The organism is Pseudoclavibacter chungangensis, from assembly GCF_013410545.1.
GTDB lineage: Bacteria > Actinomycetota > Actinomycetes > Actinomycetales > Microbacteriaceae > Pseudoclavibacter > Pseudoclavibacter chungangensis.
The window spans coordinates 2,505,590-2,521,493 of sequence record NZ_JACCFV010000001.1; the positions used below are offsets into that span (position 1 = coordinate 2,505,590).

The following is a 15,904-nucleotide window of genomic DNA, read 5'->3' on the forward strand; positions in this document are numbered from 1 at the left end:
CCTCGGGTCGGTTGGTCATGTTGCGGGCGACGCGGCGTGCCGGATGGGCAACGTCGTTGGCCGCCATGCTTCGCGGCCCGCCTCGAAGGTCGCGATCGCGTCCTCGTCGCGGAGCGTGAGGGCGATGTCGTCGAGTCCTTCGAGCAGGCGCCAGCGAGTGTAGTCGTCGATCTCGAAGGGAACGGTCACGTCCCCCACGGTCACGGTGCGCTCGAGCAGGTCGACCGTCGAGCTCGCGCCCGCGATCGCCTCGGCGGCGTCCCAGAGCCGTTCGATGTCGTCCTCCGAGACGATGCCGACGAGCAGTCCCTGCTTGCCGGAGTTGCCCTTGAAGATCTCGCCGAAGCGCGGACCGATGACGGCGCGGAAGCCGAAGTCGCGCAGCGCCCACACGGCGTGCTCGCGCGACGAGCCCGTCCCGAAGTCCGGCCCGGCGAGCAGGATGCGCGGGTTCGCGTACACGGGGTCGTTCAGGATGAAGTCGGGGTCCTGCCGCCACGCGGCGAACAGGGCGTCGTCGTAGCCGGTCTTCGTGACGCGCTTGAGGTAGACCGCGGGGATGATCTGGTCCGTGTCGATGTTCGAGCGGCGCATCGGCACCGCCGTCCCCTCGATGATGCTGACCTTCTCCATCAGGCGACCGCCTCTCGCGTCGCGGTACGTGCAACCGGTTCGAGATCCGATGGGCTCGACAGCGTCCCGCGCACGGCGGTCGCGGCCGCGACGAGCGGCGACACGAGGTGCGTGCGCCCGCCCTTGCCCTGCCGCCCCTCGAAGTTGCGGTTCGAGGTCGACGCGCAGCGCTCGCCGGGTGCGAGCTGATCGGGGTTCATGCCGAGACACATCGAGCACCCCGCGAAGCGCCACTCCGCGCCGAAGTCGGTCACGATGCGGTCGATGCCCTCGGCCTCGGCCTCGAGGCGCACGCGCGCGGAGCCCGGCACGACCATGACGCGCACACCGGGGGCCTTCTCGCGCCCCTCGATGATCGACGCGAACGCCCGCAGGTCCTCGATGCGCGAGTTCGTGCACGAGCCCATGAAGACGGCGTCGACGGGGATCTCCTTGAGCGGCGTCCCCGCTTCGATGTCCATGTACTCGAGCGCGCGCTCGGCGGCGGCGCGGTCGTTCACGTCGGCGAACGAGGCCGGATCGGGCACGACGTCGTTGAGCGACACGCCCTGGCCGGGGTTCGTGCCCCACGTGACGAACGGCTCGAGATCGTCGGCGTCGAGGAACACCTCGGCGTCGAACGTCGCGCCCTCGTCGGTGTGCAGCGTCTTCCAGTACGCGACCGCGTCGTCCCAGTCCTGCCCCTCGGGCGCGTGGTCGCGGCCCTTGAGATAGGCGAACGTCTTCTCGTCGGGGGCGACCATGCCCGCGCGGCCGCCCGCCTCGATCGACATGTTGCAGATCGTCATGCGGCCGTCCATCGAGAGCTGCTCGATCGCCGAGCCGCGGTACTCGAGCACGTAGCCGGCGCCGCCGCCCGTGCCGATCTTCGCGATGATCGCGAGGATGATGTCCTTCGCCGTCACGCCGGGGCGCAGCGTGCCCTCGACGTTGATCGCCATCGTCTTGAACGGCTTGAGCGGCAGGGTCTGCGTCGCGAGCACGTGCTCGACCTCGCTCGTGCCGATGCCGAACGCCATGGCGCCGAACGCGCCGTGCGTCGAGGTGTGCGAGTCGCCGCACACGACGGTCGAACCCGGTTGCGTGAGCCCGAGCTGAGGGCCCACGACGTGCACGATCCCCTGCTCGGCGTCACCGAGCGAGTGGAGCCGGATGCCGAACTCGGCCGCGTTGCGGCGCAGCGTCTCGATCTGCGTGCGGCTCGTGTCGTCGGCGATGCGGTTGAGGATGTTGATCGTCGGGGTGTTGTGGTCCTCCGTCGCGATCGTCAGATCGGGACGACGGACCGGCCGGCCCGCCTGGCGGAGGCCGTCGAAGGCCTGCGGGCTCGTCACCTCGTGCATGATGTGCAGATCGATGTAGACGAGGTCGGGTGAGCCACCCTCGCCCTTCTTGACGAGGTGGGCGTCCCACACCTTCTCCGCGAGCGTCCGCGGTTTCGGGGGCTGCTCGCTCGTGGGGTTCGTCTCGGTCACATCCGTGGTCATGGTCGTCGGTTCTCTCCTGGTGGAACTGGTCGGGCACGCGTGTCAGCCGCAGCGGGTTGTGCCCTGGAGGCTAGGACCCGGTGCGGCGGCCAAGGAGAAGGAGACCCGCGAACATCCCTCGATTGTACCACCGGCCCGCATCCACCGAGCGCCCACGGGGAGCATCGGGGCGGGATGCCCCGGGGCCACTAGTTGCGGCGGATCGAGACCTCGTACTCGCCGAGCTGCACGACGTCGCCGGAGCGGGCCTCGACGGGCCGGCCGGGCTCGACGGTGAGTGCGCCGCTCGTGTTGCCGCCGGGGAACAGCGCGGTGCCGTTCGTCGAACCGAGGTCGTCGACCATGAGGGTGTCGTGCTCGACGTAGAAGCGCGCGTGGGTCTTCGACATCGTGCGCGTCGGGTCCGGGACGGCCGCGACCGTCGCGTTCGGGAACTGGGTCGCCTGCGGATTGCGGCCGATGACGACGGGGCCGTAGATGGGGAGTGAGACACCGTCGGCGAGCACGATGCTCCAGGTCGGCAGCGGCTCCGGACGCCCGGCGGGCGCGTCCGGACGGATGCGCGGTTGCAGGCGCGGCTCCTCGTTCCCGGCGACCGGCGCGAGCCTCGACGGGTCGAGACGGGGAATCGGCGGCAGGCTCGTGCGCAGGTCCACGTCGTCCTCCGACGTCGAACGGCCCCAGGCGGGTGCGGGGTCGGCCGCACCGGTGGGCACGCCGAACGGCTCGCCCTGCGGCTCGCGCAGTGCGTGCGCGTTCGCGCCGCCCGCCCCGGAAGGCGGCGGTGCGATGTATCCGGATCGGCCCACGGCGATCATTCTACGTGCCATCCCGGTCGGTGGGCCGCGCATCGCCCGAACGCTCCGGCGCGATGCCCTCGATGCGTGCGATCGCCTCCGGGCTCGGGCGGTCGGAGCCGTGGGAGCGGAGGATCCGATTGCGCAGGAGGGCACGGTCGGCGTTCATGCGCTCGCCCCGACGCGTCCGATCCCGTCGGTCGGGCCGCCGCGCGAGGAAGCGCGCGAGCAGTCGCCGCCCGCGGCTCGACTCGGCCGTCGCCTCGTCGGCCGCCCGCTCCGCCTCGGCCCACACGCGTGCGACCTCCTCGGGCGTCGGCTCGCTCGCGTCGAAGACCGCGCGGTCCGCGTCCACCGCGAGCGTCGCGAGGGCGGGGTGCATCGCTCCCGCCGTGCGTCGTCGCGTCTCGTGCTCCGGGACGGCGTAGCCGAGCTCGGCGAAGCGATCGACCGCCTCGTCGAACGCACCGGCGGCGCGCTCGTCGGGCGACCCCCGGTCCCGCCTCGCGCGCACGCGAAGGCCACGCAGGACCGCGGCGACGAGGAGGGACCCACCGATCGCGACGAGCGGCACGAGGAGGACCGTGATGAGCGCCGTGAGCCAGGCGGGCAGCGTGAACGGCTCGTCGCGCCGATCGTCCTCGCCCGGGTCGTCCGCCGCCGTGATGAGGTCGTCGGGCCGCGCCTCCGTCTGCGGGGGCTGGCGCACCTGGGCCTTCGGCTTCGTCTCCGGACGCTCCTGCGTGTTGACGGGAACGTCGGTCTGCTCGGGTGTCGGCGAGAACGCGACCCACCCGAATCCCTCGAACGGAACCTCGACCCACGCGGTCACGTCACCGCCCCGGACCTCGACCGCTCCCCCGTCGGCGGGCACGCTCGGGGGTTTGAACCCGACGACGACGCGCACCGGGAACCCGAGCTCGTGGGCCATGAGCGCCATCGCGCTCACGTACTGTTCCTCGTCGCCCACGAGGTAGCGCAACTCGAACATGCCCTGCATGCGGTCGAGGCCGTGCCCCGCCCGGGACGGTGCCTCCCCGGCCGTGCCGTGGCTCAGATAGCCCTGCGAGCGCAACGCCAGCTCGATCGCCTTGAGCCGCAGGTAGTCGCTCGACTCGCCCTGGATATAGGTCTGCATGCGCTCGGTCACGGCGGCCGGGGCCGCCGCGACGTCGGGCATGCGCAATCGTGCGACCGGGACGTTGTCGAGCTGCCCTTCCATCGGCTGGTCCTGGACCTCGACGTGCATCCCGTAGGCGTCGCCGTCCTCGAGGCCACCGATGACGAGGCCCGTCCCGGTCGCACCGTTGAATCGCAGTTCGTCGCGACGTCCGAGCACGGGACCGGCCGTCAGATCGATCGACGTCGGCGAGCCGACCGACGGCAGCCACAGGTCCTTGTAGGCGTCGATGCGGAACTCGACGTCGCGATCGGACGAGGCGACGAGGAAGTCGCTCGTCGAGACCTCGCGGCCGACGAGCGTGTAGGCCCCCGCATCGGGCCGATCGTCCGAGGGCGACGCGATCTCCCACTGGCGCCCGCTGTACTGGTCGAGTGTCGCGAGCTTGATCGAGTCGCCCTGCTGCAGCCCGGACGCCTCGAACAGCACGACGTCACGGAGGTCCTTCGTGTAGGTGCGGAACCCGGCGAGCGGGCTCTGGTACGGGTACGGATCGAACGGCGGCGTGACCTCCTCGCGCAGGACGAACCGGTCACGGTCGAGCGCGAGGCTCGCGGCGTCGCCGATCCCGCCTGCGACCACGCCCGCCGCGAGCGCGATGACCGCGGTACCCGCGAGGCGTCTCGTCCACACGGTCCGCGCGGCCACGCCCGTCGCGGCATTCCGGCCGCGCGTCGACCACGAGAGCCACACGAGGGCGACGAGCGCGAACAGCGTGCCCCGCGTGATCGCGAGGAACGGCCGGTCGGTCCCCATCGCCATCGTGAGGGCGAGCAGTGCCACGGGCCCGAGCAGCACGGCGGCGGCCCGCAGCACCGACCGCGGCCGCCGCGGGAGGACGTGCAGCACGATCGCCGACGACGTGAGCGTCGCGGCGGCCGTCGCGACGTACGGCAACACGGCCATGTGGTCCGGGCCCGTGATGGGCGTCGCGAGCGTGAGCGAATCGCGCCACGACGCGACGGCGCCGACCGCGAGCGCCCCGAGCGATTCGAGGGTCGGGACGACCACCGCGATCCCGTCGCCCGGCAGGACGAACGGTGTGCCGAGCAGGAAGTACGCGAGCACACCGATGAGGACGGTGTTGAGCGCATTGAGCCGCAGGAGGTAGCCGACGAGCGCGGACCCGACACCCACGACGACGCCGCCGAGGGTCGCGAGCACGAACCCGGTCCCGCCGTACGGCGGCTGGAACCCCGCCATCGCGAGCGCCGTGAGCACGACGACGACCGCGAGGTCGCGCCACTGGGCGGCGCTCGTCGCGCGCCGTCCGCGGCGGACACCACCCGACGCGTCCGAGACGTCGAGCTGCGCCCTGATGACGCGCGGCTCGGCGGCCATCAGCCGACCCCGTGCTCGTGCAGGAGGCGCGGCAGGTCGGCGAGCGCACCGATCGTGGACACGACGAGGCTCCCCGATCGCGTCCGCGTCGGGCGATCGCCGGGAGCGCAGCGGAACCCGGCGACCCGCACCTCGGGCCCGTACAGCGTCTGCACACGACGCAGTTCGCTCGCCTCGAGGCCGGCGCCACCGATGACGACGACGACGGTCGGTGCCCCCAGGCGTCTCGTCGCCTCACGGACGAAGTCGCGCAGTGACGCGTGCGTCCGATCGACCGGCTCGAAGCGGCTCGTCGCGTCGAGCATGGCGGTGACGGTCCGCGTCGACACGACACCGGCCTCGGTGACCGCCGCGACGTCGAGGTCCTCGCGCAGCACCTGCGCGACGATCGACCCGAAGACCTCGCACACGAGCTCGAACTCCGTGCCCGTGCCCGAGCGCTCACGGTCGACGGAGCATACGACGGTGAGCTGCGAGCGCCGGGTCTCCTCGAACTGCCGGACCATGAGCGTTCCCGTCCGTGCGGAGGTGCGCCAGTGGATGTAGCGCCGGTCGTCGCCCGGCTCGTAGGGGCGCAGCGTGTGGAAGGCGAGGTCGTGATCCGTGACGGTCGTGCTCGTCACCCCCTCGAGGTCGCGCAGGACACCCGCCGCCGAGGGGTGCAGTCGGACGGTCCGTGGGTGGACGAACAGTTCGATGACATCGGTCCACCGCACGACGCGCGTGAGCAGCCCGAGCTGGTCGCCGCGCACCGAGTGCACCGGTCCGGCGGGAATGACGGCGCGTCGGACCGTCGGCACCGCGAAGAGTTCCTCGTGCTGCCCGCCGGGCGGGAGGGCCGGCACGGCGAGCTCGGCGTGGCCGCGGCCGACGTCGAACTCCATGCGCGTCGACGCCGTTCGGCGCGTCCCCGTGTTGCGCACGACGAGCCGCCCGAGCGCGCGCTGTCCGACGGTCACCCTGCTCGGTTGCAGCTCGATGTCGACCTCGAACGTCGCCCGCCCGAAAACGAACGGGATCGCGAGCACGAGGGCGGCGAGCGCGGCGATCCCGGCGGCGACGAGCTCGGTCCATCGGAACACGAGTCCGATCGTGAGGAGCACGATGCCCGCGAGGAGCACGATCCAGCCGAGCGGTGAGACGATACTCGCCCCCGGCGCGAACCGGCGACGGACGGCGGCGGAGACCGAACGCCACGCCTCGACGGTCCGCCGGCCGATCGCGAACGCGCGGTCCCGCCGCATCGCGTCGACGGTCGACTCGTCGAACTCCGGTGCCTCCTCGGGCACCGCGTCGCGTCCGGTCGCCGCGGTCATCGGACGGTGTCCGCCTCGGTGGTCCGGCGCGAGGGGGGCTGCACCTGCGCGAGCGCCCGCTCCACGACATCGCGTCCCGTCGTCCCCGCGAACTCGGCGTCGGGGTCGACGATGATGCGGTGGGCGAGCGCGGGCACGGCGAGATCGCGCACGTCGTCCGGAATCGCGAACGTACGCCCCTGCGAGATGGCCCACGCCTTCACGGCGCGCGCGAGCGCGAGCGCGCCGCGCACCGAGACGCCGAGCACGACGTCACCGTCGCCCCGCGTCGCGGTCGCGAGGAACGCGATGTACTCCATGATCGACGGGTCGACGTGCACGCGCGCGGCGAGATCCTGCATGAGGACGACGTTTTCGGCCCGCAGGATCGGTTCGACGTTCTCGGCACGCTGCCGGTTCGCCGCGTCGAGCAGGAGGCGCACCGTCGAATCGTGGTCGGGGTACCCGAGACTCGACTTCATGAGGAAGCGGTCGAGCTGCGCCTCGGGCAGCTTGTACGTCCCGGCCTGCTCGACGGGATTCTGGGTCGCGATGACCATGAACGGCGCGGGCACCTCGTGTCGGACCCCGTCGACCGTCACGCGCCCCTCCTCCATGACCTCGAGGAGCGCCGACTGCGTCTTCGGCGAGGCCCGGTTGATCTCGTCCGCGAGCACGATCGAGGCGAACACGGGCCCCGGGTGGAACTCGAACTCGCCCTTCTGCTGATCGTAGATCGTGACCCCCGTCACGTCGGACGGCAGCAGGTCGGGCGTGAACTGGATGCGCGAGGTCCGTCCGTCGATCGTGCGCGCGAGCGATTTCGCGAGCACCGTCTTCCCGGTCCCCGGGAAGTCCTCGAGGAGCATGTGCCCCTGCGCGAACAGCGTCGTGAGGACGAGCCGGATGACCTCCTGCTTACCGACGATCGCGGTGTCGATGTTGTCGACGAGCCGCTCGAAGGCGTCGCCGAACCACGTCGCCTGTTCTTGGGTCACGGGCACGATGGAGCTGCTTTCTCGATGGGCATGATGCTGGTCAGAACGGGTTCTTCTCGGCGCGGACCACTTCCTTGCCCCCCTCGGTGACGACGACGACGACCTGGGTCTCCCCCACGGCGCGACAGTCGAGTTCGGTACCGGCGTTGAGTTGTGCGCCGGTGCGGCTGCTCGTCCCCGTGGCGGTCACGGACCCACCCGTGAAGCACTGCAACTGGTAGGTGCGATCGACGAGGAAGCTCTCGCCCCGCACGGCGACGTAGAACGTCCACGGTACGACGGACTTGTCGATCGCGGCGCCCGCCGAGATGACGAGGGTGGGTGCACGGTACGTGAGCGTGCCCGTCGCGGGGTTGGAGGTCGACTCGCCCCACACGTTGATGGCCGTCACGGTCATGAGGAACTCCGTCGCGACGGGTCCCGACTTCAGGCCGTCGAACGTGTACGACAACGTCCCCGGTCCCACGTTCGCGACGTCCCGCGCGGACGCGGGACTCTCGATGTTGATCCGATAGCCGGAGATGAGCCCGCCGTCCATCGCCGGTGGACGCCACGTGACGGTGAGCGATCCCTCCTGCGTGCCGCCCGCCGTGAAGCCGTTCGAGACGGTCACCGATTGCGGCGCCTGCGGTTTGTCAAGCGGCATCGCGCTCGCGCTCACCGCCGAGAACGGCCCCTCACCGATCGCGTTGATCGCGCGCACCTGCGCGATGTACGACGCTCCGAGTCGGATCCCGTCGGCGCTCGTGATGGTGCGCGAGGTCGAGTTGCCCGCGTCGATGACGATCGGCGCGCTCGTCGAGCCGACGGGCGTGAGGACGAGCTCGTACCGGCTGATCGGCTCGCCGTTCGATTGCGCGAGTCCCCAGCTCGCGAGGAGCGTCGAGGGTCCGGCCGCGGTGAGCGAGACGCTCCCGGGCGCGCTCGGCACGTCACGGATGCGCAGGGTCGCCGTTCCGTACGACTGCCTGTTCGGGTCGCCGGTCGCGTCGCCGATGGCGTAGCGCACGGTGATCTCGCCGACGAAGGTCGGGGACGGCACGACGCGCACCTGTCCGCCCTGGATCGACACCGTGGCCCCCGTCGCGCCGGCATTCGCGTCGACCGCCTCGACGAGGCGCAGCGGCTGGCCCGGGAACGGGTTGTAGTCGTTCGCGAGCACGTCGATGGAGACCCCCTGGCCCTTGAGCCCGACGGCCTGGTCGTCGACCGCGCGGGGCGGCGGTTGGTTGGAGGAGACGACCGTCACGTTGATGGTGCCCTGCTGGACGAAGTCGCGGAACGTGTACGTGACGTGCAGCGGGACGATCGTGCCGACCGTCGCGCCGAGCGACGCGGAGACCTTCAGCGTGCTGCCGTTCCCGCCCGAAAGCGACGCCGTGACGCCGTTCGCGGCACCGCTGAGCCCCGAGAACGACACCTGCGGCACGACGGCCTTGTTCGGGTGACCGGTCGCCGTCGAGAGATCGAACGTCCGCTCACCACCCTGCTCGACCGTGACCTGCGGCGTCACGAACGTGGGCGGCACGTCGTAGAGGTCCGGATCGCCGACCGTGATCTCGAGCCGGATCGTCGCGATGCCGGCGTTGACGTCGGTCGGCCCCGTCGAATCCGTCACCTTGAACGTGATCGAGGCGGTGCCCCGGAATCCGGGTTTCGGCGTGAACTGCACGCGCGAGTCCCCCGCCGCGACCGCGGAGCCGTTGCCCTGTTCGGCCCACGCCGTCTCCGGCTCGATGAGCGTGACGCGGTTCCCGCTCGGTGCCTGCACGATGTCGCCCAGGTCCCACGACTTCGCGGTGTCGACGGGCGTCACCTGCGCGGGAAGGTCCGGTTTCAGGTACGGGGACTGCCGCTTCGAGCTGTCCGTCAGGAACGCGGGCACCATGATGAATCCCGATGCGCTCATCCCCGTGTCGACGCTCGTCAGGGCGTAGGCGATCACCTGACGGGTGTCCCGCGGGGTGACGGTGATGGTCCCGTCGCTCGAGAGCTCGCCGAGCGAGGCGTTCGTGCCGACGAGCGAGACGACGAGCTCGTCCGCCCGCCCCGTCGGGTTCGTGGCCCCGGCGCGCACGTCGATCTCCGCCGACGAGGCGCCGTCGAACGCGGACCTCGGGACGACGTGGTCGGCGGCGGTCGGCGGATTGAACGGTGCGTCCGGATCGAGCGTCACCTGGATGTACGCGGTCGCCGTGCCCCCGTGACCGTTCGTGATCGAGTAGGGCACGGTGAGGGCCTCACCCTCGGGCGGGAGGGTGAGCACGATCGAGCGGCCGTCGATCTGCGGATTCAGGTCGATCGGCACCTCCGGGAAGTCCGGGACGATCTCGATCGTGTAGCCGCCCGGGTCGGAGTCGTTCGCGAGCACGGGCACCGAGATGCGCGATCCCGGTTTCGCGGTCACGAGATCGTTGACCGCGACGGGCGGCAGCGTCTCGGTCGACCGCGGCACGACGCCGATGCGGATGACGCCCTCGGCCGGCTGGCCGTACCCGTCGACGACCTCGTAGCGGATGACGTCGGTGCCCTTCGCGCCGGGGAACGCCTCGTACACGAACGAGTTCTCGTTCTCACTGCGGATCGCCCCGAGGGTGGGACTCGACTTGACACCGTTGAACGTCACCGAGTCGCCGTCCGGGTCGACGCCCGTGAGCGGCACCTTCACGAGGATGGACGCCCCCTCGAAGACGCGGGCGACCTGCTCGATCGGTTCGGGCGGCCGGTTCGAGGCCTCGTCCGGCCCCTGCACGGTGAACGTGACGCGTGCGCCCCCCTGCTCACCGAACTCGTCGCTCACGAGGTAGCCGACCGAGTACGTGCCCGGTTCGTTCGGCGCCTGGAACCGCACCTGGTCGCCCGAGACGAACGCGTAGCCGTTCCCGATCTGCAGGTCGGTGAGTTCGGGTTCGAGTCGGATCGGTGCGCCGTCCGGATGGGAATCGTTCGCGAGGACGTCGACCGATGTGTAGTCGCCGGCACGCACTCGTCGGCTGTCGTCGACGCCGACCGGCGGTTTGTGCACGGACGCGGGTTCGACCGGGACGAGCACGATCGTGCCGTCGTCCGACAGTTCGCCGTCGGTGATCGTGTAGGGGATCTCGATCGGTGCCGTGAGCGCGGCCGACGCCGTGACGCGGACGGTCGTGTTGTCGATGAGCTCGACCGCGACGTTCGCGATGCGGGCCTCGTCGGTCATCCCGACCTGCTGCACCGAGAGCACGGCGTCGCTCGTCGAGACGTCGTTGTCGAGCACGGCCGTGTCGGCGGGCTGGTTCGGGCGCACGTACGCGACGTCCCGCACGGCCGTGACCGACGGCTCGACGAGTTCGGGATCGAGCACGTCGAAGCGGATGAGACCCTTCGACTCGAGCGTCCCGTCGCTCACGGTGTACTGCACGTACGCGATCCCGGGGGACTGCGACTTGATGCTGACCGTCCCGAGGTCGCTGTTGAAGGTGACCCCGGAGGCCCCGTTCTCGGGCTCGGCGGACCGGATCGTGAGCTGCTTGCCCGACGGCGAGAGATCGTTGAGGAGGGGCGACACCGTGACGGTCGAGCCGGCGAGGCCGCGCGCGAAGTCCGGGGTGCCGACGGGCGCGAGCGAGCCGGGCGCCTCGACGGTCACGTTGAGTTCGCCGACCGCCGTGGCCGAGCCGTCCGAGACGGTGTACTGGATCGTCGCGGGGCCGAGTTCCGCGTCGAGCGACGAGATCGTGATGCGACCGTCGGGCGACGTGCTCGCTTCGAGCGACGGCGTGCCGACGGCGTTCTGGACGTACACCGGGTCCCCGTCAGGATCGAGCCAGTCGCCGAGGACGTTCACGACCACCTGTTGGCCGGCCTCGACCGAGACGTTCGACGTGTGATTCGACTCGGGCGGCCGGTTCTCCGTCGACGCCGGGAGCACGTGGATCGTCACGGTCGTCTGGGCCACGCCGCCGCGCCCGTCGTCGCCGACGTACGTGAGCGTCAGCTCGCTCGCGGCCGACTCGGCGGCGGTGAACTGCAGGGCGCGCCCCTCGTCGACGATGCTGAGCGCACCGACCTCGGGGGGCACGGTCCCCTGGATATCGGCGATCGTGATGATGTCGCCGTCGGGGTCCGAATCGTTGTCGAGCACGGGGAGATAGGCGGTCTCACCGGCCCGCACACCGAACTCGTCGGGATTCAGTTCGGGTGGATGGTTCTCGTCGCTCCGCTCCGCGATCGTGTCCTCGAACGACTGCTCCGTCGAGTCGTTCTCCCCCTCCGCGCCGTCCTCGTCCTCGGGTGGGACGGTGTCCTTCCAGTTCTCGACGAGCCGCATGTTCTCCTGCGGCAGCCACACGTTGCCGGTCTGCAGGTCGTTGAGGGCGACGACCTCACGGTTCACGCGGAACTCGAGCGGACCGCCGAGGTCCCCGGGGATCTGCTCGACCTCGGCCTCGTCGCCCTGACACGCGCGCACGAGTGTCGCGGACGCCGCCCACGCGCCGTACGCGCAGCCACCCGCGTTCGCGGGGCGCGCCGATCCCGACGCGTCCGCCGCGCCCGCGACCTCCGGGCCGAGGTGCATCGGCACCCCGCCACCCATCGGCGCGGCCTGCAGTCCCGTCGCCGTCGCCACGACGGCTCGGTCGGATTCGGCGCCCGGGAGCTGGACGTGCAGCAGGTCGTCGTCGAACTGCACGCTCGAGCCGTCGTCGAAGAGCACCCGGTCCGTCTCGCGGTCCATGACGATCGCGCGGTCACCGACCGTCGTGAGTTGGAAGTCGGCCACGACACCGTCGATCGGGCGCTGTTCGGGTGCGGCGCCCGGGTGCTCGAGCCGGGTGATCTCGGCCCCGGCCGCGCCGATCCCGACGACGACGCCCGACGTGGTGACCGCGATCTGCCCGTCCGGGGCGAGCTGGAAGTCCGGCTCGGCGGACGACGCATCGAAGTTCAGCGTCGTCGTCGCGTCGAGCGCCCACACGCGGCCCGATCCGGGGTCGAGGATCGCGAGGACGCCGCCGCCGTACGCGGTGACGGAACCCGTCGGCGTCGAGATCGACTCACGGAGATCCGTGTACGCGGGATCGACGCGGCCGAGCGTCCCCGTGAGGCCGTCCTGAAGGAACACGTCCTCGCCGTCCTGCATGAGCGTCACGTTCGACGACGAGAGACTCACCGAGCCGTCGAGCTCCGCGATCTGCGCGTTCAGACGCCCCGCGAGCGCCTCGCGCGAATTCGTGACCCAGACGTCCTTCGGTTCCATCTGCACGTCCGTGGACGGGAACCCCTCGTGCAACAGGGCGATCGCGACGGGAACGGCGATGAGCACGCACAGCACGAGCGTCGTGAGTCGTTGAGACCTCGACCCCGCGCGTGGCGCTTTGCGTCGCATGTGGAACCCTTTCGCCGCCGACCCGTGCCGGCCCCGCGAGTATCGCAGCCCGCGGCCGATCGCCCGCGCTGTCGCACGCGGACGCCCCGACGTCAAATGTACTCACTTTCGTGGGCACGTGGGTTCCGCGACGGATTCCCGTCCGGATCTGCACCGGACGCGTCCGGGATCAGCCGGCGTCGGTCTGTTCGAGCAGCACGAGGTCCTCCGCCGTCACGAGCCGCGTCGCGACCGCGTACTCGACGAGCCGCGAGCGACGGTTCGTCGCGAGTCGGCCCCTGCCGCCGCGCAGCCCCGTCACGCCGAGCTTGTCGAGCTTCTCGCACACGTTGTCGAGCTTGCGGTTGAACGTCGTGAGCGACCAACCGAGTCGCTTCGCGGTCGCGGTCGAGGACGGGATCTCGCCCCGACCGGGAACCGCGTTGCGCAGGACGTCCTCCGCGAGCGCGACGATGAGCTGCCGCTGGCTCGTCGTGAGGTGCACGTCGTCGCGCGTCGTGTTGCCGTCGGGCGACGTGCTCACCTGCGACATGTTGAAGTAGTCGGTCTGCGTGTGGATCGCGAAGTCGTACGTCGTCGAACCTGCCGAGAACATGACCTGCAGATCCTGGAACACGACGGGCAGCTTCGCGCCCGGCGCGAGCCACGACTGCACCTGCCCCGAGGGGTCGGTGATTGTCGCCGAGAGCAGCGAGCCGACGTTCGAGATCCACCACATGCCGAACTCGAACTGCAGGACGAGGAACTTCCGGTGCAGGTACGGGTTCTCGTCGATCACGAGGTCCGCCTCACGCCCGACGGAGAACTGTTCGCCGGGATCGACCTCGTACCATTCACCGCAGAACTCGATCTGCAGCGGCACGTCCACGGGCTTCGGCTGCGGCTCCGGCCGCTGGGTGTCGACGTCGATGTCGTCGCCGGGCAGCTCGTCCTCATGCTCCGGCTCGGCCGGGGTCGGCGGGTGCGACTCCTCGGCGACGACTGCGTCGATGCGGCGGGGGGTGTCGGACACGGTGTCCCCTCTTCTCTTCTTCGTGGTGGTTCGGGTCGTCGGCACGGGCCGGACCGTGCGCGCCGCGCGGGGCGCGCCGGGCCGTGTCAGCCGGAAAAGCAGTTCACGAGCGGTTCGGGACTTCCCTTCCCGTCGCGTCGGATCTCGATGGAGATGCACACCGTCGTCCCCGGAGTGTACGGGCCCACGACCGCCGATGTTTCGGACGTCGAGGTGGCCTTCCCGGACCCGTCGGTCGGCCACCAGAAGTACACGTCGCCTGCGCGCGGGTCCGGGTTCTGCCACGTGAAGGTGATCTCCCCCGTTTCCGACAGCGTCGACGTCGGCGCCGTCGGCGTCGGGGGGCCACCGCCGCCGATGAACTCGGACGTGCTCGTGGGCCCCTGGGCGCTCTCGCGTGGGAGGAGGCCGCTGCCGACGATCGCCGTGACCGTGAGGAGCGTGACCACGATGCCGACGACGATGAGGACGACGAGGTTCCGGCGTGCCGGCCGGGTCTCCGTGCTCGCCCCGGGCGAGTCCGTGACGGCTCCGGGCGGGGTGCCGGGCGGCGCGGCCGGGGGCGCCACGCGCGCCGGGGTCGCGGCGGGCACCGACGGGCCGGCGGGCGCCGCGACGGCGGAGGGCGGTGTGAACGCGCGCTCCCCCGTGCTGTCGGGCGCGACGGGCGACGGGGAGCGGACGGTCGCGATGGGGCTCGTCTGCTGTGCCGCGACACGGATGACGTTCCTCGTCGACGTCAGTTCGTCGGTTCCCGCCCGGCCGCCCTCGTGGAGGACCGTCACGGTCGGCTGCGCCTGGATGACGGACATCTGCCGGACGCTCGTCTCGTCATCGTCGCCCCCCGTCGTCGGACGCGTGGGCGCGTCGACGTGCAGACTCGGCACGTCGATCGCGGTCGGCTGGTACCCGAGTTCGAGCTCGATGCGCTGCAGGGCCCGCGCGAACTCGATCGCCGTCGCATACCGTGCCGACGGCCGGAGCGCCATCGCCCGGTGCAGCACCTCGACGAGCGCGGGCGGAACGTCCGGTCGCTGGATCGGGGTGATCTCGCCGCGCTCGATGCGCCCGATCAGGTCGATCGTGCCGTTCTTCCGCCCCCGCACCTCGAACGGCGTGTGCCCCGCGACGAGCGTGTAGAGCGTCGCGCCGAGCGAGAAGACCTCGCTGCGGACCGACGGCTGCGGGTCGTCGTCGAACATCTCGGGTGGCGACCACGGGACGGACATGCCCATGCCGGACGAGGTGGGTGCCGTCGACTCCGCGCCCTCGGCGGCGTCGGCGAGTTCGTCGTCGACCGCCGACGAGATGCCGAAGTCGGTGAGGGCGGGCCACCCGAAGTCGTTCGTGAGGATGTTCGCGGGCTTGATGTCGCGGTGCAACACGCCGACCGAGTGCGCCGTCGCGACCGCGCTCGAGATGCGCACGCCCGTCCGGAGCACCTCCTCGACGGGGATCCACTCCGTCTTGTACCGCTCGGACAGGCTCCGGCCGGGCGCGTACTCCATGACGAAGTACGGCCGACCGTCGCTCGCGACATCGGCATGGAAGATCGTCACGATGTACGGGTGCGAACTCATCTGCGCCATGACGTTCGCCTCACCGATGAACGCCTGACGCGAGGTCTCGTTGAGGTCGTCGCCGCCGAGGAGCACCTTGACCGCGACACGCCGCCGCGGAAGGTGCTGCTCGTACAGGTACACGTCCGAGAAGCCACCCGAGCCGAGCAGCCGCTCGTACGTGAAGCCCGGCAGCTCGGGCGGCGGCGCGGGAGTTCGTCGTGCGACGGCCAC

At 70.9% G+C, this 15,904-nt stretch carries 9 protein-coding genes; all 9 read right to left on the reverse strand.

Annotated features, from left to right (window positions below; all coding sequences use genetic code 11):
• Window positions 1-15: 15 nt before the first annotated feature.
• The 9 genes from leuD to HNR16_RS11270 all read right to left on the reverse strand — a co-directional run bounded on the left by leuD (window position 16) and on the right by HNR16_RS11270 (window position 15,904).
• Complete coding sequence (leuD, locus tag HNR16_RS11230; protein ID WP_158039808.1) at window positions 16-633, reverse strand: 3-isopropylmalate dehydratase small subunit; 618 nt, start codon at window positions 631-633, stop codon at window positions 16-18.
• Window positions 633-2,120: a 3-isopropylmalate dehydratase large subunit gene (gene leuC, locus HNR16_RS11235; RefSeq protein WP_158039809.1), complete on the reverse strand. Its 1,488-nt coding sequence runs from the start codon at window positions 2,118-2,120 to the stop codon at window positions 633-635. Before leuC ends, leuD begins: the two co-directional genes overlap by 1 nt.
• Window positions 2,121-2,308: 188 nt before the next feature.
• Window positions 2,309-2,929 (reverse strand): FHA domain-containing protein, encoded by a 621-nt coding sequence (locus HNR16_RS11240; RefSeq protein WP_179558216.1) that lies wholly within the window; start codon window positions 2,927-2,929, stop codon window positions 2,309-2,311.
• A gap of 10 nt (window positions 2,930-2,939) precedes the next feature.
• Window positions 2,940-5,438 carry a transglutaminase-like domain-containing protein gene (locus HNR16_RS11245; protein WP_158039811.1) on the reverse strand — a complete coding sequence of 833 codons (2,499 nt, stop codon included), beginning with the start codon at window positions 5,436-5,438 and terminating at the stop codon, window positions 2,940-2,942.
• Window positions 5,438-6,754: a DUF58 domain-containing protein gene (locus HNR16_RS11250; protein ID WP_158039812.1), complete on the reverse strand. Its 1,317-nt coding sequence runs from the start codon at window positions 6,752-6,754 to the stop codon at window positions 5,438-5,440. Before HNR16_RS11250 ends, HNR16_RS11245 begins: the two co-directional genes overlap by 1 nt.
• Window positions 6,751-7,731 (reverse strand): AAA family ATPase, encoded by a 981-nt coding sequence (locus tag HNR16_RS11255; protein ID WP_158039886.1) that lies wholly within the window; start codon window positions 7,729-7,731, stop codon window positions 6,751-6,753. Before HNR16_RS11255 ends, HNR16_RS11250 begins: the two co-directional genes overlap by 4 nt.
• A 40-nt stretch (window positions 7,732-7,771) precedes the next feature.
• Window positions 7,772-13,099 carry an Ig-like domain-containing protein gene (locus HNR16_RS11260; RefSeq protein WP_158039813.1) on the reverse strand — a complete coding sequence of 1,776 codons (5,328 nt, stop codon included), beginning with the start codon at window positions 13,097-13,099 and terminating at the stop codon, window positions 7,772-7,774.
• A 169-nt stretch (window positions 13,100-13,268) separates the two neighbouring features.
• A complete protein-coding gene (locus HNR16_RS11265) occupies window positions 13,269-13,967 on the reverse strand; it encodes an FHA domain-containing protein (RefSeq protein ID WP_179558367.1) in 699 nt (232 codons plus the stop codon).
• A 230-nt stretch (window positions 13,968-14,197) separates the two neighbouring features.
• Window positions 14,198-15,904: a serine/threonine-protein kinase gene (locus tag HNR16_RS11270; RefSeq protein ID WP_158039814.1), complete on the reverse strand. Its 1,707-nt coding sequence runs from the start codon at window positions 15,902-15,904 to the stop codon at window positions 14,198-14,200.